The sequence below is a fragment of the Faecalibacterium sp. OM04-11BH genome (assembly GCF_003482185.1).
Lineage (GTDB): Bacteria > Bacillota > Clostridia > Oscillospirales > Ruminococcaceae > Faecalibacterium > Faecalibacterium tardum.
The window spans coordinates 28,593-50,263 of sequence record NZ_QULS01000007.1; the positions used below are offsets into that span (position 1 = coordinate 28,593).

A 21,671-nucleotide genomic window follows, 5' to 3' on the forward strand; every position below is an offset into this window, starting at 1 on the left:
AAAAAGTTTCACCACACGCGCTGCAAGGCATCTCTAACGCGTTTTTCGGATTTTGCAGTAAAATCATTACTACTGTATTAAAAAGCTGTTGCTGAGGCTCTAAGACCAGTTTGCAGCAATACAAGTGCCATACCACAGGTTGTAAGAAATGTCAAGCATTCTCCACCCCTTCTGTTGCACGTACAACCAACACATCAAGATACCAGTTATGTCACTTCGTCGACCAGTATCACCTCTGCCGCCCGCGCCATAAGCATATCAGAATACTAGTCATATCTCTTTATCGTTCCGTTCTGCTTTCGTATCCTGCACAGCAGCATATCAACATACTTGTTATGTAGACTTATCGGAATCAACTCCACCCTTGCACCCAACCCGGTTTCCGTGTGCCACTGTTGTCAGCATTCTCGATTTCCATTCCTGTACTTTTCTCAATCATTTGAATCCATTCTGTTGATTCCATAATGTTGCTTTTTGTATTAGAATTCATGAATTTCAAATCAGCAAAAAATCACTAAATTTTAATGGCCATTTTTTATTCGTTGTATCGTTTTATTTTCTTTCGTTAATTCTCAAAGTCATTCAACTCACCTTATTATAAATATATAAATACCTTATTATAATATATAGGCATTCCTTAACTTTTCTTTAATGCAAGAGATTTCATCGAATTATCGTCTATTTTTCACATTATTTTTCCAGCCACGTTTTTCCTATTTATAATTAGATATAGACTCAGTTCAGCTCTTCTTTTCGCACCCGATTTTTCATCGTGTATACGTCGTTTTTTCAAATCAGTTGCATCTCGTACTTTTCATTGTTCTTCTTTTACAATTGAATCAACAGAATTAAAACAAAAGAGCAGCCCCACCACCAGGCGGAGCCACTCTTGAAGTGTACGATTCAGTTTTTACAGGTTCATCAGGGGGCTGGTCTGGGTACCGCGATCCACGATGTCCTTATCCTTGATGCCCAACAGGTAGCGCTGGGTGATCATGATATTGACGTGCCCCATCAGGCGGGAGACACTGTACAGATCCAGACCGTTCTTTAGCTGCATCTGTGCGAAGGTATGGCGGCAGGTATGAGGGCTGACCCGCACCGAGGACGAGACCCCCACCTCTTTTGCGGCGTGTTTCAATATCCGTGCCACGGCTTCATCGGTCATGGGCTTGCCGTTTTTGCTGGGAAAGAGATTCTTATAGCGGGTAGGGTGCTCCTTCAGGTAGCCATCCCGGAGCGTGCAGTACTTGACGAGCTGCTTGGAGAGTGCGGGCGATTTTGGCACGACCCGTTCCTTGCTGCCCTTGCCGTGCTTGACCAGAATATAGTCTTGCTTGATGTCCTCCGGCTCCATCAGGATCATTTCGTTGCAGCGCATCCCGGTATCGAACAGCAGCATAATGATGGTCTTATTCCGTACCTCCAGAAAATCCTTGCCGTCGTAGAACTGGATCATCCGCTTCATCTCAGCCACTGTAAATGTATCGATGATCGTCCGGGGCTGGCGGAGACACTTTACCTTTTTGGCCGGATTGTCCCGCTCCTCCAGATAGCCCTCATTGACCAGATAGTTGAACCATGTGCGCCACACCTTGAGCAGGTCGTTGATATAGCGGGACGTGCTGCCCGCGTCCTGTTTCTCCTTCATCAGGTCCCGGATGTGGCGGGGACGGACGTCTTCCAGCTCGGTGATCTGTTTCAGCTCCAGATATTCCAGCAAAAAACGGGTCGCAGCCTTATAATTGCGCAGAGAGCCTTTAGCCAGATGGCGGCATTCACAGTCGTAGATAAATTCATCGCGGAGATCTTTCAAACACATAAAAAAACACCCTTTCCTTCATGGCGAACCACAAAAGAAAGGGTGAAAAATTGCTAGATGAGCTTATCGTACCAGATCAAGCTTGTTCGTAGTTGAGCAAGACAAACTCCGGTCGACAAATCATTCAATTTTTAACGCAGCTGCGCAATTAGCAGTTCTCGGCGAAGTACTTAATGGTACGAACCATCTGAGAGGTGTAGGAGTTCTCGTTGTCGTACCAAGACACGACCTGAACCTGATAGGTGTCGTCGTCGATCTTAGCGACCATGGTCTGGGTAGCGTCGAACAGAGAGCCGTAACGCATGCCGATAACATCGGAAGAAACGATCTGATCCTCGTTGTAGCCGAAGGACTCAGAAGCAGCAGCCTTCATAGCAGCGTTGATAGCTTCCTTGGTGACATCCTTGCCCTTGACGACAGCAACCAGAATGGTGGTGGAGCCGGTGGGAACAGGCACACGCTGAGCAGAGCCGATCAGCTTGCCGTTCAGCTCAGGGATAACCAGACCGATGGCCTTAGCAGCACCGGTGGTGTTGGGGACGATGTTCTGTGCGCCAGCACGAGCACGGCGCAGGTCGCCCTTGCGCTGAGGACCATCCAGAATCATCTGGTCGCCGGTGTAAGCATGAACGGTGGTCATGATACCGGAAACGATGGGGAAGGTCTTGTTCAGGGTGTTGGCCATGGGAGCCAGGCAGTTGGTGGTGCAGGAAGCAGCAGAGATGACCTGATCCTCAGCGGTCAGGGTCTTCTCGTTGACGGAGTAGACGATGGTCTTCAGATCGTTGCCTGCGGGAGCAGAGATAACGACCTTCTTTGCGCCAGCCTGGATGTGAGCCATGCTCTTCTCCTTGCTGGTGTAGAAGCCGGTGCACTCCAAAACGACGTCAACGTTCAGCTCGCCCCAAGGAGCATCCTTTGCGTCCTTAACAGCGTAGATCTTGATCTCCTTGCCGTCGACGATGATGGAATCCTCGGTGGACTCGACAGTGTGCTTGCCCTCGCCGATCTTGCCGCAGAAAGAGCCCTGAGCAGTATCGTACTTCAGCAGGTGAGCCAGCATCTTGGGGCTGGTCAGGTCGTTGATTGCGACGACCTCGTAACCCTCAGCATCAAACATCTGACGGAAAGCCAGACGGCCAATACGACCGAAACCATTGATAGCAACTCTAACAGCCATTGTAATAGTACCTCCTAATTATTTTACCCATAATCGGATAAATCACGGTATCTTTATTGTAGACCAAAACCGGCAAACTTTCAAGTGTCTGCTAAAAAATTAACAACACAATTTTATCTTTTTTTGCTTTTGTATGATTTTATGCACCCTGCCACAAAGCTTTTGTTCAATTACACCAAGGGCGCGCAGCCATTTTTGTCAGTCGTTTCCAGTTTTTCCCTGCCCAGTACAGGCAAGTCCCATACCGCCGATGCAGCACAGCGCGAGACCGGAAAGCAGTTCCGGCAGCACCGCCGCAGCACCGCTGCCAAGACCCGCCGCCAACAGCAGAAGCACCCGGGGCAGTTCCCAGCACAGGCACAGGCAGAAGGCTGCAAGCGCCGCTGCGTGCAGGGTGCGGCCGTTTTCCGGCTGGGGCAGGTACAGCGTGCGCGCCAGCGCCGCCAGAAGCAGCAGCGCCGCCATCTCCTGCCAGACCGCTGCCGTAGGCTGTACCCTGTGCCAGCTGGAGCTGTTCTCCATAAAGCGCATCAGCACGTTCCAGTAAAACAGTGCACTGCCCGCTATGGCCACCGGCAGACCTCCGGCGGGCGTTTTCCAGCCGTCCCGGCGCAGCCAGCTGCGTCCGAGGTTGCTCAGCCACACGGCACAGATCACCTCCAGCAGAATGCGTACAAAGGTGCTTACTGTACCGGCAGCGAACATAAACTGTGCTGCACCGGCAGCCAACATACACACTGCCCCCGCAAAGGCCAGCACGCCTGCCGCCGGGCGGCGGCTGCGCAGCGGCTCCGGGGGCAGCGAGCGGCTGCGCCCGGCCAGCACTGCGGCCAGCACCACAGCGCCCAAGGCAAGATACCGCCACCACACCGCACCTGCGGTACACAGACCGGTGGCAGCGTCCGTAGCAAAGGCAAGGTCTGCGCCGCGGCCAAGGCCAAGCAGTACGCAGAGTAGGACAATAACTAACTCTAACGGTTCCATTAACGCTCCTCGATGGGCTTATACTTCTGGCGCACGCCCAGATACTTGTAGGCCGGGCGGATGATCCGATTGGCAAAGATCACCTCTTCTACCCGGTGTGCGCACCAGCCCGGCACACGAGCGATGGCGAACAGCGGGGTGTACAGATCCTCTGAGATGCCCAGCATATTGTAGATCAGGCCGCTGAACAGGTCCACATTGGCGCACACCGGCTTGGAGCTGCCCTTCTCCTCGGCAAAGATGCCGGGTGCCAGCCGCTCGATGCTGCACAGCATATTGTACTCTTCCTCAAAGCCCTTTTCGTAGGCCAGATGCTTTGCGCGCTGCTTCAGGATGACCTCACGGGGGTCGCTGATGGTGTACACCGCATGACCCATGCCGTAGATCAGGCCAGAGCCGTCGCCCGCCTGCTTGCGCAGGATGCGGCGCAGATACTCGCGCACCTCATCGTCATCCTCCGGGTTCTCGACGTGCTTGAGGATATCCTGCAGCTGGCGGTTGACCATCAGGTTCGCGCCGCCGTGCTTGGGGCCCTTCAGAGCACCGATGGCCGCAGAGATGGCCGAGTAGGTGTCCGTACCGGAGGAGGACAGCACGCGGGTGGTAAAGGTGGAGCAGTTGCCGCCGCCGTGGTCTGCGTGCACCAGCAGGCACATATCCAGCAGCTTTGCCTCCTCGTGGGTGAACTTCTGATCCGGGCGGTAGGTGCTGAGGATGTGCTCTGCCGTGCTCTGACCGGGCTTGGGCAGGTGGAAGAACATGCTCTGTTTATCGTAGTAGCGGCGCTTCATCTGGTAAGCATTCACCATCATGGTGGGCATACTGGCGATCAGGTTGATGCTCTGGTTCAGGATGTTCTCAAGGCTCAGATCCTCGGCGCGGTCGTCGTAGGAGTACAGGCCCAGCACGCAGCGCTGCAACTTGTTCATGATATTGGGCGAGGGAGCGTTCATGGTGTCCATGAAGCCGTCCGGCAGGGCGCGGGACTCTGCCAGGATCTCGCAGAAATCATCCAGCTGCTCCCGGGTGGGCAGGCTGCCGAACAGCAGCAGCCAGATCACTTCCTCAAACACGAAGCGGTCGTTGCGGTAAGCCTCGTCCACGATCTCGTTGATGTTGACGCCCCGGTAGATCAGCTTGCCGGGGGTGGGGATCACATGGCCTTCCTGATCCTTTTTGTAGCCCACAACGTCACAGACGTTGGTCAGGCCGGCCAGCACGCCGGTGCCATCCGGGTTGCGCAGGCCGCGCTTGACCCCCAGCCGCTCGCTGGTCTCCGGGTCAATGTAGTTGTTTGCGATGTACTCCTCGCACAGGGTACGCATGGTCGTCGGGTCCAGCGTTGCCACTTCTGCGTGTGCAAAGTTCATAGGAGTGCTCCTTTCCGTCTCTTACTTCTTATACTTTCCGATTCCGTCCATCCTACGCTCTGATGGACATACTTTTATAATATCGCTTTTGTGCAGTAAATTCAAGCGCTAAGTGCGCACTTCTCACCGTAAAGCGCAAAAATGCAGGTTTTTCTCTGCGCATTTCCCGCCGGTTTGCACGCTGCCGGGCGTATGATGCTTCTGAAGCTTGCATCCCGGGAGGAGGTCTAGTATGAAACGTTCCTTTTTGCTGCTGTGCGCCGTTCTGCTGGTGCTGGGCTGCGCCCTGCCGTGTGCCGCCTACCGTCTTGCCTGCATGGCTCTTGCGCAGAGTGCCGCTCCGTCCGCAGCCGAAGCGGCCTCTGCCGCCTCGGAGGGAAGCAGCGAGCAAGAAGCTCCCTCCCCTGCTGACATGACCGCTACCGTCTGCTTTATGGATCAGAGCACCGGACAGGCGGTAACGCTGCCGCTGCGAGAGTACCTGATTGGAGCCGTTGCCGCCGAGATGCCGGTCAGCTGGCCGGACGAGGCACTGAAAGCACAGGCAGTGGCCGCGCACAGTTACGCCCTTTACCGCCGGGATCACAGCACCGAGGAAAACGGCGCATGGTTCACCGCAGACCCCACCCGGCGGCAAGGCTGCCTGACCGATGCGGTGCTGCACAGCTACTGGGGTACTGCCTACGCCGCCAACTACGCCCGGCTTTCCGCATTGGTGGATGCGGTACAGACGCAAGTGCTATATTATGGGGACGCCCCCGCCGGGACAAGCTACTTTGCCATGTCCAACGGCCGCACCGAGGCCAGCGAGAACGTCTGGGGCACTCCCCTGCCCTATCTTGTGCCGGTAGACAGCAGCACCGACACCGCCGCCGACAACTATGAATACACCCTGAACCTTTCCGCAGCCCAATTACAGCAGCTGCTGGCCGAACGGCTGGGCATCGCCGCCGACCTTTCGCAACAGGCGCAGTGGTTCGGTACGCCGGTGCTCACTCCCTCCGGCTATGTGGACACCCTGCCGGTCTGCGGGCAGACGGTGCAGGGTACCGCCCTGCGCAAGGCACTGGGGCTGCGCAGCGCCTGCTTTACGGTGGTCTGCCAGAGTGGAACCTTCTCCTTTACCACAAGGGGCTACGGCCACGGCGTAGGCATGAGCCAGTGGGGTGCAAAGGCGCTGGCAGAGCAGGGCGCAGACTACCGCACCATTCTGGCGCACTACTACCCCGGCACAGAGCTGCGGGAGTAATAGCGGCAGAACAAAGCGGAAAAATTATTTTAAATTTTGTAGTTCAGAACCGCCTGCGGGCGGCTCTGAACTACTTTTTTGCAGAAAAGTCCTAAATCACGCAATTACGCAAATGGAGCCGCTGCACATTGCCTTGTGCAGCGGCTCCAAATTTATATTCTTTTATCAGCCGAACAGCTGTGCAAACCAGCTTACAGTGGTCTCGGCGGCGGTCTCTACCGTGGTCTCCATCTGCTTGACCGTCTGCTGCAACTTGGTGCCCCCAGCATCCTTGACCGACCAGTAGGTCTGGGTGCTGCTTGCGCTGCCGGACACCGTGAAGTCTGAGGCAAAGCACAGGCTCTCACCCGTAGAGTCGGTCATCAGCACCATGTAGGTGTAGCTGCCCTCCGGCAGTTCGCCAAAGCGGATCTGGCTGTCCAGCGTGTTCAGCGAGAAGGCAGCAGCGTTCACCTGCGCCTCAGCGCTCTGCACGGTCTGGTCCGCCGCGTCCAGAACAGCCACCTGCACGCTGGTCAGAGTGGTGCCGCTGGCGCTGTTGGCCGTACCGGTCAATGCCATGCCGCTGCCGGTGCGGATATTCACCGGGTAGCGCACACCCTCCAGCCGCAGCCCATCAGCCTGTGCAGCCACACTGTTGTGATCTGCGGTGACGTACCAGTAGCAGGATGCTCTTGCAATGGACACACTGGAGCTGGTAATGGGGATGCGGCCGTAGCCGATGTTCCCCGCCGGGTCGGAGCAATAGAAAATACCGTTGGTGTAGTCGGTCAGCAGCACCGCATGGGGCTGGGTGCGGTCGTAGAGGACGATGCCCTCCGGGTGCTGCTCCAGCAGGGAGATCAGCACCGCCGTTTTGCTTTGCAGACCGGAGGGCAGGGTGGCGTAGCCCACCTGCATCTCCTTATATGTAAAGCTGTGTGCAAGGCCGTTGGCCCATGCTGTGGAGCGCACACTGTTCTCGGTCACGTTCGTCCAGTCGCTCAACCCGTCAAAGTAAGCACGTCGGCGCAGCATCATGGCTGCGGAGGCCAGCGTACAGGTGCCGCCCCGGCTCTGCTTGAAGTAGAAGCCTGCGTCCACGTTCAGGTCCACTGCCAATGCAGCGGGCAGACAGGTAAGCAGAAAAGCAAAGCTCAGTATCAGGGTCAGCAATCGTTTTTTCAAGGCGTGCGGTGCGGTGGTATTCACGGTTCGGTATTTCCTTTCTTGTTTCTTTGCGGATCTCATAGGGATCTACCGTTACAAAGTATACCAGCCTGTAATTCTTTTGTAAACAATCCTTCGTCTTTTTTCTCAATATCAACACGTTTAGGGGATATCCGTTGGTTGTTTTTCACAATTTTTTCTGCGATATTTCACGCATTTGACAAAGTTTCGTTCTACCCACCGCAGAACTATGAAAAGAAATTTCTTTTTTGCCCGACGCGCGAGGACACAAAAAAGTCCGGTACGCCTGCACATCCGTCCCGGCATTTCACAAAATAATACCCTTCTTGGCAATGCCGCAGTCAGTCCGTCGTTGTCTGCCGCAGTTTGGACAGCAGAGGACAGCGCCTCTGCAAACGGCTGGCAGTTCAAGGCCTTCGGCACCTCCTCCGCAGCAAACGTCAACACCCTTGCAGACGGTGCAGACATTCACGGTAAGGTCACCCTGAACGCCTGCACCGTGAAGGAGGACGGCACCATCTTCCCCTTCTGAGTAAGGCGAATGCTGCCGCATAACTATTAAAACAGAAACCCGGAATCTTTTTGTGAGCCCTTGCGGCTACGATAAGATTCCGGGTTTTTTTCAATCTTTTTTCAGTGAGCCACTGCCCGCCGACCATACTGCTTTTGTTCAGCCCAGTGCCTGCTGGATCTTGGCAAAGTCCTCCAGCGTCAGGGCTTCCGGGCGGATTCGCGCATCAAAGCCTGCGGCCTCGATGGCGGCAATGACCTTTTCCTTGGGCAGGTTCAGCCCGCCTGCAATGGCATTGGCAGCAGTCTTGCGGCGCTGCCCAAAGGCGGCGCGCACCAGCGCAAAGTAGCCTGCCTCGTCCTCCACCTGCACGGCGGGGGTGGGACGGATGTCCATGCGCACCACAGCGCTGGTCACCTTGGGGGCGGGGTAAAAGCTGCCCGGTGCAGCAGTGAACATCAGCTTGGAGGTGGCGTAGTAGTTCACCGCGCAGCTGATGGCGCTGGAAGCGCGGGTGCCAGGCACGGCGGCCAGACGGTCGGCGGCTTCCTTCTGCACCATGACGGTCAGGCTCTCAATGGGCAGGCGGTCGCCCAGCAGCTTCATCACGATGGGGCTGGTGATGTAGTAGGGCAGGTTTGCGCACACTGCCACCGGCATCCCCGGGAACTCCTCGGCAATGAGGGCTTTCAGATCCACCTTCAGTACGTCTTGCAGCACCAGCTTGAAGTTATCCACCCCGGCCATGGTCTCGGCCAACAGGGGCGGCAGTCGCTCGTCCACCTCGATGGACACCACCTTGGCGGCGCGTTTAGCCAGCTCCTTGGTCAGCACACCGATGCCGGGGCCGATCTCGATGACACCGTAGCGCTTGTCTACCCCGCTGGCATCCACGATCTTGGTGGGGATGCCCGGGTTGATGATAAAGTTCTGCCCAAAGCCCTTAGAAAGTGCAAAATCGTATTTTTCGCACAGGGCACGGATCACAGAAAGGTCGGTCAGTTCCGGCATAGGGTCATTTCCTTTCTCAGAAAAAGGCTGTTGCAGAACGCAGCAGCCTTTTTGGTGTTTATGGTTCAGGATCGTGGGGTTCACTCCGCTGCGTTTGCAGCTGTTTCCAGCTCAGACGCAGCAGTCTCACCCTCGGCGGGCTCTCCCTCCGCAGCTTCTGCGGGGGCGGTATCGTCTGCTGCGGCAGAGGAAGCAGCACTGTCCGCTGCTGCGGCAGAGCTTGCGCCCGCCAGCGTAGTGGTGCCGCTCAGCTGCTGGGCAGCGCTGACAGCGCGCTGTACCTGCGGGTCGGTCTGGGGGGTGTAGTCGTAGAAGTTCGTCGCTTCCTCTGTGCTCAAAGCGCGCTCCACATCCACCGTCAGGCCGGTGCCGTCAAAGCAGCTGCCGTCGCCGCAGACCAGCTTTGCCACCGTGATGACCACGGCGCTGCCGTCCGACAGACGCTGCGGGCTGCTTTGAATCGTGCCCTTGCCCATGGTGGTGGTACCCACCAGACGGGCTCCGTTCATGTTGCGCAGGGTGGCTGCGAACAGCTCGGCTGCGCTGGCGGTGTTGCCGTTGACCAGACAGACCATCGGCAGGCTGACGGCACTTTCGGCATCGCTGCTGCCGATGACGGTGCGGTTGCCATTTTTATCCTCGGCGTAGGCCACAGTGCCCTCCGGGGCGATCAGGTCAATGCAGTTGACAGCATCTTCCAGAATGCCGCCGCCGTTGTCCCGCAGGTCAAACACCAGACTGGCCGCGCCGTTTGCGGTCAGGGTGCGCAGGGCGTAGTCCAGCTCGCTGGGCGTAGTGCCGTCGAACTGACGGATGCAGATATAGCCCACATTGTCCAGCAGCTGGTAATCCACGGTGGTGCTGGTGTAGCCGGAATGAGTCAGCTCAGCCGTTTTACTGGCGGCAGTGCTGTCCAGCCATGTCACGGTAACGGTAGTGCCGGCCTCGCCCTGCAGGGCTTTGTACACGGCATCTGCACTGGACAGGCTCTTGACATCGGTATCGCCTACGGTGGTAATGTAGTCGCCCACGGCGATGCCTGCTTCCTGTGCGGGAGAGCCGTCGTAAACACGGGTCACCTTGGCGTAGCCAGTCTGGTCGATGCCAAGCTCCACGCCGATGCCTAAAATCTTGCCGCTCTGGATGTTCATCAGTTCAGTGTAGGCGTTAGCGGTGTAGTAGCGGGCGTACTTGTCGCCCGTGCCCAGCAGATAACCGGCGGTCAGGCGGTCGTACAGGGTAGTTTCGTCGATGGTATAGTAATCGTTGCTGCGGACGTAGCGGTCCACCTCAGCGATCTTGTTGTACATACTTTCCTTTTCTTTTACGCTGTTGACCGTGCTGTCGAACAGACGCATAGCGATGAGCATCGTGATGGAAAAGGTCACGGTCATGGCAAGGATCACGATAGTGACCGCCATACCCAAAGAAATTTTACGGTTCATGGTTTGTTTCCTCCGGTCAGAGCAGCAGCATCATAAGGATGCTGCCCAGCAGCGAGAGTACAAACACCCCTGCCAGAACCAGACAGCCGATGCGCAGCACGCGCTTGCGTTTTTGTTCGTTCATAGATCAACCAGACTCCTTGCGTTGCTTATTAGTTGTGGGGAATGGGGATGTAGCTGCGGGGGTTCACGGCGTTGGCCTTGGAGCCGCCCTTCCACACCTCCAGATGCAGGTGGTTGCCAGTGGAATTGCCGGTGGTGCCCACATAACCGATCAGTTCGCCCTGCTTCACATACTTGCCTGCACTGGTAGCCACCGAGCGCATGTGCGCGTACAGGGTGGAATAGGTATTGCCATCGGACATTTTGCCGTGGTAGATGATAACGTAGTTACCATAGCCGCCGGTGGACCAGCCTGCTACCTGCACATAGCCGCTGGCAGCTGCGTAGATAGGCGTGCCGCCGGCTGCCGCAAAGTCGATACCGGCATGGAGCTTGTTCACGCCGGAGACCGGGTTCTTGCGCCAACCGTACTCGCTGGAAATGCGGCTATAACTCTTCAGCGGGCAGGCAAAGCCGCTAAAGCTCAGCTGCGGCTTGCTGGCAGAGGCCGCGGCGATCAGCTTCTGGATCTCCTTTTTCACGGCCTCGTAGTTCATCTCGTCGGATTCAATGGCTGCCTGTGCCTTCTGCTGCGCCGCCTGTGCCTCGGCAGCGGAAAGTTTTGCAGCAGAGATGCTGTTGTTCAGCTCGCTCTGCTTGCCCTTCATCTGGGCGTTCTGGCTGTCCAACTCACTCTTCTGGCTTTGCAGCTCTGCCTTTTCGGCTTCCAGACCAGCCTTCTGCTCTTCCAGTGCGGCTTTATCGTCCTCCAGCTCCTGCTTGGCGGACTTCATGTTGTTCATGATCTCGGTATCCTTGATGGAGATATCCTGCATCACCTCGTTGAAGGTAAGCAGCTCGTACAGGTCGTTCACCGCGCTGAGCATGGCCACACTGCCGCCGTCCCGCAGCTCCTGCATGGCAGCCATGTGCTTTTTGAAATCATCCCACTGACCGTCGATCTCGTTCTGCTTTTCCTCGATCTGGGTCTGCTTGTCCGTGATCTGGGTCTGCATCACACCGATCTGCTGTTCCTTCTCGCCAATGCTGTTCTGCACCGCAGCGATCTGGCCGCCGAGCACACTGATCTGATCCTGCAGAACGGTGACCCGCTCTTTCAGTTCGCTTTCCAGCGCCTTTGCGGCGGACTCCTTCTTTTTGGCGTCCGAAAGTTCCTTTTTGTGCTGATTGATAGACTGGGAAAGCTTGTCCAGCTTGGTCTGCAAGCTGGCCATGCTGGTGCTATTGGTAGCTGCCGAGGCCGGGTACACCGTGGCTGTCAGCAGCAGGCAGACACAGGCCAGCCCAAGGCTGACCACACGGATCAGCTTGCTGCGGGGGCTTTCCGGCCGGGCGTGCCGGGCGGTATAAGGGCCTGTGAGCCGGAAGGGCTTTGCGTGCATCGCTTTACTCATAAAACGCGGCTCCTTTCGGTCACACATTCAGATGTTTGCGGATAGAGAACGTACTGCCCACGCCGCCTACGATGGCGCCGCTGAGCAGGCTTGTTACCACGATGGTCGGCAGCACGTTTGCCACCGGCACCAGTGCGCGGCCCATGAGCATCTGCCAGATGCCGCCCAGACCACCGGCAGCGTTGACCACATAGGTGTAACAGCCAAGGCTGACCGCTGCGGTCAGGATACCGGAGATCAGGCCCATGGTCAGGCCCTCCACAAAGAAAGGCAGGGTGACCATGCGGTTGGTGGCACCCACATACTTCATGATCTCGATCTCGCGGCGGCGGGCAAAAACGCTCAGACGGATGGTGCTGCCCACCGTGATGATGCTGACCACCATCAGCACCAGCACGATCATGCGTCCGCCCTTGGTGACGGCTTTCTGGATTTCCACAAAGATATTGGTCATCTCCACCGGAGCAGTAACGCTGACAACGCCCGGGATGGCCTGCATCTTCACGCTCATGCGCTCCATCTGGGTCAGGTCGCTCAGGGTGACCCGGTAGTTGGCCTTAAAGGGGTTATCGGTCTCAAATTCATCCCACAGAGAGGAATAATCCTGCATATAACCGCGGTAGGTGTCGAGCACGTCCTGCTTGGAAACGTACTGCACCCCGCTGACCCCCGGCATAGCCGAAAGGGTCTCGCCTACCTGCGCGGCGGTGGCATCATCACATTCGGGGTCCAGATAGACCACTGTCTCGTTCTGGCTTCCCAGATAGGCCACCATGCTGCCCACATTCACCTCGGCCAAGCTGGCAAAGATGTTCAGGGTCATACAAACACTCAAAGAAGCGATACAGGCAATGGTCATAGCCCAGTGCTTGCCCAAGTTGCGCACACCGCGCCGGGTAAGGAAAAAGAAAGTAGAGGGTCGCATCATACGGCAGCCACCTCCTTTTTGGCAGCGGACGCATCGTCCGCATCAAAGGCGGCAACATCCAGCGAAAGATCGTCCTCGGCGGCGGCCACGGGGTCTGCGGGCACGTCCGAGACAATGCGCCCATGGCTCAGGGTGACCACACGCTGATGGAAACGGTGCACCAGCTCGTGCTCGTGGGTGACCACCAGCACCGTAATGCCCATTTTGCTCACCCGCTCCAGCAACTGCATCATTTCCAAGCTCAGTTCCGGGTCGATGTTGCCGGTGGGCTCGTCCGCGATGACCAGCTTGGGGTTATGCACCAGCGCACGCGCCACAGCCACACGCTGCTGCTCGCCGCCGGAAAGGGTATCCGGGTAGCACTTGGCCTTATCCTCCAGATGCACCAGTTCCAGAATGTACTCCACACGGGGACGGATCTCCTTGCGGGGCACATTGAGGACGTGCATGGCAAAGGCCACGTTCTCGTACACGGTCATGCTGGGGATCAGTCGGAAGTCCTGAAAGATGATGCCCATCTGACGGCGCAGATAAGGGATCTTGTGGCGGCGCAGCTTGGCTACGTCCTTGCCCAGCACGGTCACCTTACCGGAGGTAGGCAGAGTCTCCCGCAGGATCAGCTTGAGCAGGGTGGATTTGCCCGCGCCGGAGTGACCCAGCAGAAAGACGAACTCGCCTTCATCCACATGGAAGTTGATATCCTCCAGCGCAAGGCGGCCACCCTTTTTATATTCTTTGGAAACGTGTTCAAAATCGATCATGGAATCGTATTAGCTCCTGACATCAAGATTTTTGACGGTCAAGACAACCCGTCCGCAGCCCACACTGCAAAAAGAACCGGCCAGCATCGGTTTCGAGCGGCCGGTTCGGCGCCGGCGGGGCAAAACCCGCACAGCGGAATATCAGTATTTGGCCGGGTTGTTGGACAGGTACTTCTTTACCATCAGCGCTACCTTAAAGACGATAGCGTCGTCGAACTCACGCAGATCCAGGCCGGTCAGTTTCTTGATCTTTTCCAGACGATACACCAGCGTATTGCGGTGCACAAACAGGCCGCGGCTGGTCTCGGACACATTCAGGTTGTTCTCGAAGAAGCGCTGGATGGTGAACAGGGTCTCCTGATCCAGGCTTTCAATGCTGCCCTGCTTGAACACCTCGCGCAGGAACATCTCGCAAACGGTGGTGGGCAGCTGGTAGATCAGACGAGCAATGCCCAGGTTATCGTAGCGGATGATCTGCTTTTCGGTATCGAACACCTTGCTCACTTCCATGGCGATCTGGGCTTCCTTAAAGGAGGTAGCCAGATCCTTCACGTTGGCAATGGGGGTACCAATGCCAACCACGGCCTTGATGTAGTGCTCGCCGGAGAGGGTATCCACGATGCTGGCAGCCAGCTTTTCCATATCGGTGCGGTCGATGCCCTTGCGGATCTCTTTGACCAGCACGGTATCGGTCTCGCTGATATTGAACACAAAGTCCTTCTGCTTATCGGGGAACAGGCTGCTGACCACATCGTAGGCAGAGATATCGCCGCCGCTGATCACCCGCACGATGAATACCACACGGGAAACATCGGTGGCAAAGTGCAGCTCCCGTGCCTTGGCGTAGATATCGCCGGGCAGGATGTTGTCCAGCACCACGTTCTTGATAAAGTTGGACTTGTCGAACTTTTCGTCGTGGTACTGCTTGATGCTCTGCAGGCTGATAGCCAGCACACCGGCAAACTGCCCTGCAGTCTCATCGGCACCCTCCACGAACACGGCATAATCGTTATGCTTGGCGTTGGAGAACTGCTGGTAAGTATAGCCGTCGCGCACAAAGCGGTCGCCTGCGTTCAGGCGCTCGGCCATATAGCCCTCGCGCACCTCGCCGATCAGGTTCAGCTCCGAGCAGGAAATGACAGCGCCGGTCTCATCCACAACGCCGACCACCCGATTGATCGCGTCCTTCATCTGGTAGATCACGCTTTGAAATACTCTATTGGCCATAAATGGATACCCCTTTTCCTCGTTTGTGCAAGCCGCGGCGGCATGGGTTGTGATTTTAAACAATTTAGCCGCATTACAATCTATATTTTACACAAAAGAATTTACTTTTGCAACAGATTTCAACAAAAAAAATAATTCTTTCTTGTTGAAATTATCTTTCGGGGCCATTTTTTGCCAAAAAAGCGCCTTTTTGCGTGGTTCTTACCGTTATTTTACCGATAAAATGTGATACATTTTTGAAAACCGCGTGAAAAGCGCAGCATTTTATCTGGTAATTTTTGCCACCTCTTCGTCAGAAAGCTCCCGCCACTGCCCCGGCGCAAGCTGTGCATCCAGTGCAAGGCCGCCAATGGCCTCCCGGTGCAAAGCATTCACCCCGGCACCGTACACGCCGAACATCCGTTTGATCTGATGGTACACCCCCTGCCGCAGCACTACCCGCACGGTGCACCCATCTGGGGAAAGTGCGGTCACCTCGGCGGGCGAAAGAGCGGTGCCGTCCGCCAGCGTGACCCCCGCTGCAAAGCCGGTGCACATCTCCTGCGTGAGGGGCGTGTCTATGGTCACGGTGTAGGTCTTGGAAACATGGTGCCGGGGGGACAGGATATCGTGGGCAAAGCCGCCGTCATCGGTCAGCAGCACAAAGCCGGTGCTGGTCTTATCCAGCCGCCCGGCCGGGAACAGCTCCCGCCGGGGGTAGGCATCCCCTACCAGATCTACCACGGTGGTGTCCCGCTTGTCTGTGGAGGCGCTCACCACCCCCTCGGGCTTATTGAGCATGAGGTAGACGAACTTCTGATAGCGCAGCGGTGCGCCGTCCACCGCCACGGTGTCGGTACATTTCAGCTGGGTGTCCCCTTTTTTGCACACCGCGCCGTTTACCTGCACGCGCCCCTTTGCCAGCATGGTTTTGGCCTCGCTGCGGGTGCACTGGGCAGTCTCGGCCAGATATTTATCCAAACGCATAAGCGGTTCTCCTTTGTTGATGATGCCCTCAGTGTAACATGACAGACAAAATCGTGCAAGGCACAAACGCAAAAAAGGAGAAGCCCGCAGGCTTCTCCTTTTTGCAATTTATACTGTCATCAGACGCTTAGGGAGGCGTGCTGCTCCACATCCTCGGGGTCAGCATCGAAAATGGGCTGCAGGACGTTGGCAATGAACTCCTCCACCTGCTGGGGTGCACGGCCCACAAAGTTCTCCGGCACAAGCCCTGCCACGATCTCCTCGCGGGTCAGGCCAAAGGCCGGGTCTGCGGCAATGCGGTCCACCATATCGTTGGGCAGGCCCTCTTCCTTGACCTGCTTACCGGCGGCGATGGCGTGCTGGCGCAGGCGCTCGTGCAGCTCCTGACGGTTGCCGCCCTTTTCCACAGCCTGCATCATGATGTTCTCGCTGGCCATGAAGGGCAGCTCGGCCATCAGGCGGCTGCGCACCACCTTGGGGTACACCACCAGACCATCGGTGACGTTGAGCATGATGTTCAGGATGGCATCGGTGGCAAGGAAGCCCTCGGCCATGGCCACGCGCTTGTTGGCGCTGTCGTCCAGCGTGCGTTCAAACCACTGGGTGCCGGTGGTAAAGCTGGGGTTCAGCACATCCACCATCAGGTAGCGGGCAAGGGCGCAGATGCGCTCGCAGCGCATGGGGTTGCGCTTATAGGGCATAGCGGAAGAACCGATCTGGTTCTTCTCAAAGGGCTCCTCCATCTCCTTGAAGTTCGCCAGCAGGCGCAGGTCGGTGGCAAACTTCATGCAGCTCTGACCAATACCGGCCAGTGCGTTCAGGATGAAGGCATCCACCTTGCGGCTGTAAGTCTGGCCGGACACCGGCACAACAGCCTTGGGGTCAAAGCCCATTTCCTTTGCAATGGAAGCGTCCACAGCGCGGATCTTGTCGGCATCGCCCTTGAACAGCTCCATAAAGGAAGCCTGCGTGCCGGTGGTGCCCTTAACGCCGCGCAGCTGCAAGGTTGCCAAGCGATGGTCGATCTCGGCCAGATCCATCACCAGCTCGTTGGCCCACAGGGTAGCGCGCTTGCCCACGGTGGTGGGCTGTGCGGGCTGGCAGTGGGTGTAGGCCATGCAGGGCATATCCTTGTACTCCTTGGCGAAGTGTGCCAGCTTTGCCAGAACACCCACCAGCTTTTTGCGCACCAGCTCAAGGCCCTGCCGCATCACGATGATGTCGGTGTTGTCGCCCACATAGCAGCTGGTGGCACCCAGATGGATGATACCTGCTGCCTTGGGGCACTGCTGACCGTAGGCGTAGACGTGGCTCATAACGTCATGACGCACCAGCTTTTCCCGCTCGATGGCCACTTCGTAGTTGATATCGTCCACATGGGCTTCCAGCTCGGCCACCATGTCCGGGGTGATGTTGGTCAGGCCCTGTTCCATCTCGGCACGAGCCAGCGCCACCCACAGCCGCCGCCATGTGCGGAACTTGTTGTCGTCCGAGAAGATGTACTGCATCTCATCGGAAGCGTAGCGGGTGGAAAAAGGGCTGATATAGCGATCATGCTGTGACATTGGTTGTTTCCTCCTATGATCTGACGGAACTCAAGGGCAACAGCTGCCTGCGGTGCGCCCTCATCCGGCGCTTGCGCGCCACCTTCCCCCGTCCGGGGGAAGGCTTTACCAGCGCTGCATTGGCGGTTGAAAGCGCTGCCTATATAGGCAGACACCCTTTTGCTTATTTATTCTACCATCAAACCTTGAAATAGTCCACGCCGCCCTCAAAGATCGGCTGGTATTTATCGCCGGTGACGTTCTTGTACAGGTACTCGCCGCTGCGCTCCGAGTGACCCATCTTGCCGAACACGCGACCGTCCGGGCTGGTGATGCCCTCGATAGCCAGCACAGAGCCGTTGGGGTTGAAGCTCTGATCCATGGTGGGCACGCCGGTCAGATCCACATACTGGGTAGCAACCTGACCGTTGCGCAGCATGGTGTCCAGCACCTCCTGCGGAGCAACAAAGCGGCCCTCGCCGTGGCTGATGGCGATGGTGTGCATCTCACCCACCTCGCACTTGCTGAGCCACGGGCTGCCGGTGGAGGCCACGCGGGTGTGCACCAGCATGCTCTGGTGACGGCCGATGGTGTTGAAGGTCAGGGTGGGGTCGCAGGCGGTGATGGGGCGGATATCGCCGTAGGGCACAAGACCCAGCTTGATCAAAGCCTGGAAGCCGTTGCAGATGCCCAGCATCAGGCCGTCGCGCTGCTGCAGCAGACGGCGCACAGCCTCGGTGACCGCAGGGTTGCGGAAGAAGGAGGCGATGAACTTGGCGCTGCCGTCCGGCTCGTCGCCGCCGGAGAAGCCGCCGGGCAGCATGACGATCTGGCTTGCGTCAATGGCCTTGACCAGCGCCTCGCAGCTCTCGGCGACGTCGGCGGGGGTCAGGTTGCGCACCACCAGAATTTCGGGGTCGGCACCGGCGCGGGCAAAGGCCTTAGCGGTGTCGTACTCGCAGTTGGTACCGGGGAACACCGGGATGATGACCTTGGGCTTTGCCACACCGATCTTGGGTGCGGCGGGAGCGGTCAGGCTGCCGTTGATCTTCTCCACGGTGGGGCCGGCCTTGCGGTAGGGATACACAGGCTCCAGCTTGCTCTCCCAAATCTCCTGCAGCTCGGCCATATCCAGCTTTTCGCCGCAGGATTCAAAGGTGTACTCCTTGGTGGTCTCGCCCAGCAGCATACCGGCGGGAGAATCAGACACCATTTCCAGAATGATGGAGCCGTACATGGGCTCGAACATCTGGTGGGTGGTCATGTCCGCACGCATCTTGAAGCCAATGCGGTTGCCCAGACCCATCTTGAACAGTGCCTCGGCAATGCCGCCGTAGCCCACAGAGCAGGCAGAGGCGACCATGCCCTCCTCGATCATGTTCTCCACGATCTTGTAGTTGGCCTTCAGGGAGAAGAAGTTGGGGCAGCCGGTCTCCGGGTCGATGATGGGACGCACGAGCACCACGGTGCTCTCAGGCTTCTTGAACTCGGTGGAGACTACGCGGCTTGCCTTGCCGATGGCAGTGGCAAAGGACACCAGCGTAGGAGGCACATCCAGCTGCTCAAAGGAGCCGGACATACTGTCCTTGCCGCCGATGGAGGCAATGCCCAGACCGATCTGTGCATCCAGTGCGCCCAGCAGGGCAGCCAGCGGCTTGCCCCAGCGCTCGGGCTTGTTGCCCAGACGCTCGAAGTACTCCTGGAAGGTCAGGTAAGCGTCCTCGTAGCGGAAGCCGGTGGCTACCAGCTTGGTCACGCTCTCAATAACAGCCATCCGTGCACCCACATACTGGTTGGCGCTCATCAGATAGGGGTTATAGCCCCATGCCATGCCGGAGCAAGTGGAGGTCTCGCCGTCCACCGGCAGCTTTGCTACCATGGCATTCTGGGGGGTCAGCTGGTATGCACCGCCAAAGGGCATGAGCACGGTGGCTGCACCGATGGTGGAGTCGAACCGCTCGGAAAGGCCCTTCTTGCTGCAGACGTTCAGATCGCCCACCATGGACTTCATCTTCTGGCTGAAGGTCAGGCCGGCCCACTGGGGCTGCCAGACGCTGCCCTTTTCCACATGGACGTTCTGGTGCTTTTCTGCACCGTTGGAGTTCAAAAACTCACGGCTGATGTTCACGATGGAAACGCCGTTCCACACCATGTTCAGGCGCTTTTCCTCGGTGACCTTGGCCACAGGGGTAGCCTCGAGGTTCTCCTCGGTGGCAATGGCGATGAACTTGTCCACATCCTCCGGGGCAAGGGCCACAGCCATACGCTCCTGGCTCTCGCTGATGGCCAGTTCTGTGCCATCCAGACCCTCGTACTTCTTGGTGACCTTGTTCAGATCGATATACAGGCCGTCGGCCAGTTCGCCGATGGCAACAGAAACGCCGCCGGCACCAAAGTCGTTGCAGCGCTTGATCATCTTGCAGGCGTCCTCGCGGCGGAACAGGCGCTGCAGCTTGCGCTCGATGGGCGCATTGCCCTTCTGCACCTCGGCACCGCAGTGCTCAAGGCTGTCCAGCTTGTGTGCCTTGGAGGAGCCGGTAGCGCCGCCGATGCCGTCACGACCGGTGCGGCCACCCAACAGCACGATCACATCGCCGGGAGCGGGGCACTCGCGGCGGACGTGGGAGGCAGGGGTAGCACCCACAACAGCGCCGATCTCCATGCGCTTTGCCACATAACCGGGGTGGTAGATCTCGTCCACCTGACCGGTAGCCAGACCGATCTGGTTGCCGTAGGAGGAGTAACCGGCGGCTGCGGTGGTGACCAGCTTGCGCTGGGGCAGCTTGCCGGGCATGGTCTCGCTGACCGGCTTGAGCGGGTCGCCTGCGCCGGTGACGCGCATCGCCTGATAGACGTAGCTGCGGCCGGACAGCGGGTCGCGGATGGCACCGCCGATGCAGGTAGCAGCGCCGCCGAAGGGCTCAATCTCGGTGGGGTGGTTGTGGGTCTCGTTCTTGAACAGGAACAGCCAGTCCTCGTCCTTGCCGTTGACGTCGCACTTGATCTTGACGGTGCAGGCATTGATCTCCTCAGACTCGTCCAGATTCTTCAGGATACCCTGCTTCTTCAGCTCCTTGGCACCAATGGTAGCAAGGTCCATCATGCAGCGGGGCTTGTTCTCACGGCCCAGCTCGGTGCGCATCGCCATGTAGCGGTCAAAGGCCTCCTGCACCACAGCATCGTCGATCTGCACATCGTCCAGAATGGTGCCGAAGGTGGTGTGGCGGCAGTGATCAGACCAGTAGGTGTCGATCATCTTGATCTCGGTGATGGTGGGGTCGCGCTGCTCGGAGCGGAAGTACTCCTGACAGAACTTGATGTCGCCCAGATCCATGGCCAGACCCTTTTCCTCGATGAACTTGGCAAGACCTGCCTCGTCCAGCTGGTTGAAGCCCTCCAGCACTGCCACGGCAGCGGGCACGGGGTAATCCATCTTCAGGGTGTCCTTGGTCTCCAGAGAAGCCTCGCGGGCTTCCACAGGGTTGATGACATACTTTTTGATCTCGGCCACCTGCTCGGGGGTCAGAGCACCCTCCAGCAGATAGACGCGGGCAGAGCGCACCAGCGGGCGCTCGCCCTGACTGATGAGCTGGATGCACTCGGCAGCAGAGGCTGCGCGCTGGTCGAACTGACCGGGCAGATACTCCACCGCGAAGGACACGCCCTCGGCAGCGGGCAGCTCTGCGTAGGTGTTATCCACCGGCGGCTCGCTGAACACGGTGCTGACGCACTGGTTGAACAGTGCTTCGTCGATGCCTTCCACATCGTAGCGGTTCAGCAGGCGCAGACCGGTCAGGTCCTTGATGCCCAGCAGGCTGGTGAGTTCGTTTTTCAGACCGTTTGCCTCGACATCAAAGCCGGGCTTTTTTTCCACATAAATACGATAGACCATTGGGTAGGTTCCCCCTTTGTATTCTTTGAACCGACCCTCTCAGTCACGGCTTACGCCGTGCCAGCTCCCCCGAAAGGGGGAGCTTTTTTGCTGA

The 21,671-nt window shown here is 57.7% G+C and carries 17 protein-coding genes; 3 read left to right on the forward strand and 14 right to left on the reverse strand.

Annotated features, from left to right (window positions below):
• Positions 1–910: 910 nt before the first annotated feature.
• From DXB44_RS07760 to DXB44_RS07775, 4 genes are all read right to left on the reverse strand, one after another.
• Positions 911–1,822, reverse strand: a complete 912-nt coding sequence (locus DXB44_RS07760) for a tyrosine-type recombinase/integrase (RefSeq protein ID WP_118658316.1) — start codon at positions 1,820–1,822, stop codon at positions 911–913.
• Positions 1,823–1,970: 148 nt separating this feature from the next.
• Complete coding sequence (gap, locus tag DXB44_RS07765) at positions 1,971–3,002, reverse strand: type I glyceraldehyde-3-phosphate dehydrogenase (protein ID WP_117930128.1); 1,032 nt, start codon at positions 3,000–3,002, stop codon at positions 1,971–1,973.
• Positions 3,003–3,200: 198 nt separating this feature from the next.
• The gene (locus DXB44_RS07770; RefSeq protein ID WP_118658317.1) at positions 3,201–3,986 is read right to left on the reverse strand and encodes a hypothetical protein; all 786 of its coding nucleotides are present in this window, start codon (positions 3,984–3,986) and stop codon (positions 3,201–3,203) included.
• The gene (locus DXB44_RS07775) at positions 3,986–5,356 is read right to left on the reverse strand and encodes a citrate synthase (protein WP_005922275.1); all 1,371 of its coding nucleotides are present in this window, start codon (positions 5,354–5,356) and stop codon (positions 3,986–3,988) included. Before DXB44_RS07775 ends, DXB44_RS07770 begins: the two co-directional genes overlap by 1 nt.
• Positions 5,357–5,588: 232 nt before the next feature.
• On the opposite strand from DXB44_RS07775, the gene spoIID reads away from it, so the two are divergent.
• Positions 5,589–6,605 carry a stage II sporulation protein D gene (spoIID, locus tag DXB44_RS07780; RefSeq protein WP_118658318.1) on the forward strand — a complete coding sequence of 339 codons (1,017 nt, stop codon included), beginning with the start codon at positions 5,589–5,591 and terminating at the stop codon, positions 6,603–6,605.
• 165 nt (positions 6,606–6,770) lie between these two features.
• On the opposite strand, the gene DXB44_RS07785 is transcribed toward spoIID, so the two are convergent.
• Positions 6,771–7,796, reverse strand: coding sequence for a hypothetical protein (locus DXB44_RS07785; RefSeq protein ID WP_118658319.1), 1,026 nt, complete (start codon positions 7,794–7,796; stop codon positions 6,771–6,773).
• A gap of 331 nt (positions 7,797–8,127) precedes the next feature.
• Between DXB44_RS07785 and DXB44_RS07790 the strand changes: the two genes are divergently transcribed.
• A complete protein-coding gene (locus DXB44_RS07790; RefSeq protein ID WP_118658320.1) occupies positions 8,128–8,307 on the forward strand; it encodes a hypothetical protein in 180 nt (59 codons plus the stop codon).
• 138 nt (positions 8,308–8,445) lie between these two features.
• Here DXB44_RS07790 and rsmA read toward each other — a convergent pair whose 3' ends face one another.
• The 6 genes from rsmA to DXB44_RS07820 all read right to left on the reverse strand — a co-directional run bounded on the left by rsmA (position 8,446) and on the right by DXB44_RS07820 (position 15,175).
• Positions 8,446–9,297 (reverse strand): 16S rRNA (adenine(1518)-N(6)/adenine(1519)-N(6))-dimethyltransferase RsmA, encoded by an 852-nt coding sequence (rsmA, locus tag DXB44_RS07795; protein WP_112121500.1) that lies wholly within the window; start codon positions 9,295–9,297, stop codon positions 8,446–8,448.
• Positions 9,298–9,377: 80 nt separating this feature from the next.
• Positions 9,378–10,742 (reverse strand): S41 family peptidase, encoded by a 1,365-nt coding sequence (locus DXB44_RS07800; RefSeq protein WP_118658321.1) that lies wholly within the window; start codon positions 10,740–10,742, stop codon positions 9,378–9,380.
• 152 nt (positions 10,743–10,894) lie between these two features.
• Positions 10,895–12,259 carry a M23 family metallopeptidase gene (locus tag DXB44_RS07805; RefSeq protein ID WP_118658322.1) on the reverse strand — a complete coding sequence of 455 codons (1,365 nt, stop codon included), beginning with the start codon at positions 12,257–12,259 and terminating at the stop codon, positions 10,895–10,897.
• A gap of 19 nt (positions 12,260–12,278) precedes the next feature.
• Positions 12,279–13,187, reverse strand: a complete 909-nt coding sequence (locus DXB44_RS07810) for a permease-like cell division protein FtsX (protein ID WP_118658323.1) — start codon at positions 13,185–13,187, stop codon at positions 12,279–12,281.
• Entirely contained in the window at positions 13,184–13,948 is a 765-nt protein-coding gene (ftsE, locus tag DXB44_RS07815) for a cell division ATP-binding protein FtsE (RefSeq protein ID WP_055185343.1), read from the reverse strand. The genes DXB44_RS07810 and ftsE overlap by 4 nt, the downstream gene beginning before the upstream one ends.
• A gap of 141 nt (positions 13,949–14,089) precedes the next feature.
• Positions 14,090–15,175 carry a helix-turn-helix domain-containing protein gene (locus tag DXB44_RS07820; protein WP_055185345.1) on the reverse strand — a complete coding sequence of 362 codons (1,086 nt, stop codon included), beginning with the start codon at positions 15,173–15,175 and terminating at the stop codon, positions 14,090–14,092.
• A 49-nt stretch (positions 15,176–15,224) separates the two neighbouring features.
• Between DXB44_RS07820 and DXB44_RS14420 the strand changes: the two genes are divergently transcribed.
• A complete protein-coding gene (locus DXB44_RS14420; RefSeq protein WP_143405985.1) occupies positions 15,225–15,404 on the forward strand; it encodes a hypothetical protein in 180 nt (59 codons plus the stop codon).
• Positions 15,405–15,439: 35 nt separating this feature from the next.
• Here DXB44_RS14420 and DXB44_RS07825 read toward each other — a convergent pair whose 3' ends face one another.
• The 3 genes from DXB44_RS07825 to DXB44_RS07835 all read right to left on the reverse strand — a co-directional run bounded on the left by DXB44_RS07825 (position 15,440) and on the right by DXB44_RS07835 (position 21,577).
• The gene (locus tag DXB44_RS07825; RefSeq protein WP_118658324.1) at positions 15,440–16,141 is read right to left on the reverse strand and encodes a pseudouridine synthase; all 702 of its coding nucleotides are present in this window, start codon (positions 16,139–16,141) and stop codon (positions 15,440–15,442) included.
• Positions 16,142–16,260: 119 nt separating this feature from the next.
• A complete protein-coding gene (purB, locus tag DXB44_RS07830; RefSeq protein ID WP_118658325.1) occupies positions 16,261–17,706 on the reverse strand; it encodes an adenylosuccinate lyase in 1,446 nt (481 codons plus the stop codon).
• A 178-nt stretch (positions 17,707–17,884) separates the two neighbouring features.
• Positions 17,885–21,577 (reverse strand): phosphoribosylformylglycinamidine synthase, encoded by a 3,693-nt coding sequence (locus tag DXB44_RS07835; RefSeq protein ID WP_118658326.1) that lies wholly within the window; start codon positions 21,575–21,577, stop codon positions 17,885–17,887.
• Positions 21,578–21,671 lie beyond the last annotated feature (94 nt).

Coding starts and splice junctions, on each gene's coding strand:
- DXB44_RS07760 (WP_118658316.1), bottom strand. CDS start 1,822: ATGTGTTTGAAAGATCTCCGCGATGAATTTATCTACGACTGTGAATGC.
- gap (WP_117930128.1), bottom strand. CDS start 3,002: ATGGCTGTTAGAGTTGCTATCAATGGTTTCGGTCGTATTGGCCGTCTG.
- DXB44_RS07770 (WP_118658317.1), bottom strand. CDS start 3,986: ATGGAACCGTTAGAGTTAGTTATTGTCCTACTCTGCGTACTGCTTGGC.
- DXB44_RS07775 (WP_005922275.1), bottom strand. CDS start 5,356: ATGAACTTTGCACACGCAGAAGTGGCAACGCTGGACCCGACGACCATG.
- spoIID (WP_118658318.1), top strand. CDS start 5,589: ATGAAACGTTCCTTTTTGCTGCTGTGCGCCGTTCTGCTGGTGCTGGGC.
- rsmA (WP_112121500.1), bottom strand. CDS start 9,297: ATGCCGGAACTGACCGACCTTTCTGTGATCCGTGCCCTGTGCGAAAAA.
- DXB44_RS07800 (WP_118658321.1), bottom strand. CDS start 10,742: ATGAACCGTAAAATTTCTTTGGGTATGGCGGTCACTATCGTGATCCTT.
- DXB44_RS07805 (WP_118658322.1), bottom strand. CDS start 12,259: ATGAGTAAAGCGATGCACGCAAAGCCCTTCCGGCTCACAGGCCCTTAT.
- DXB44_RS07810 (WP_118658323.1), bottom strand. CDS start 13,187: ATGATGCGACCCTCTACTTTCTTTTTCCTTACCCGGCGCGGTGTGCGC.
- ftsE (WP_055185343.1), bottom strand. CDS start 13,948: ATGATCGATTTTGAACACGTTTCCAAAGAATATAAAAAGGGTGGCCGC.
- DXB44_RS07820 (WP_055185345.1), bottom strand. CDS start 15,175: ATGGCCAATAGAGTATTTCAAAGCGTGATCTACCAGATGAAGGACGCG.
- DXB44_RS07825 (WP_118658324.1), bottom strand. CDS start 16,141: ATGCGTTTGGATAAATATCTGGCCGAGACTGCCCAGTGCACCCGCAGC.
- purB (WP_118658325.1), bottom strand. CDS start 17,706: ATGTCACAGCATGATCGCTATATCAGCCCTTTTTCCACCCGCTACGCT.
- DXB44_RS07835 (WP_118658326.1), bottom strand. CDS start 21,577: ATGGTCTATCGTATTTATGTGGAAAAAAAGCCCGGCTTTGATGTCGAG.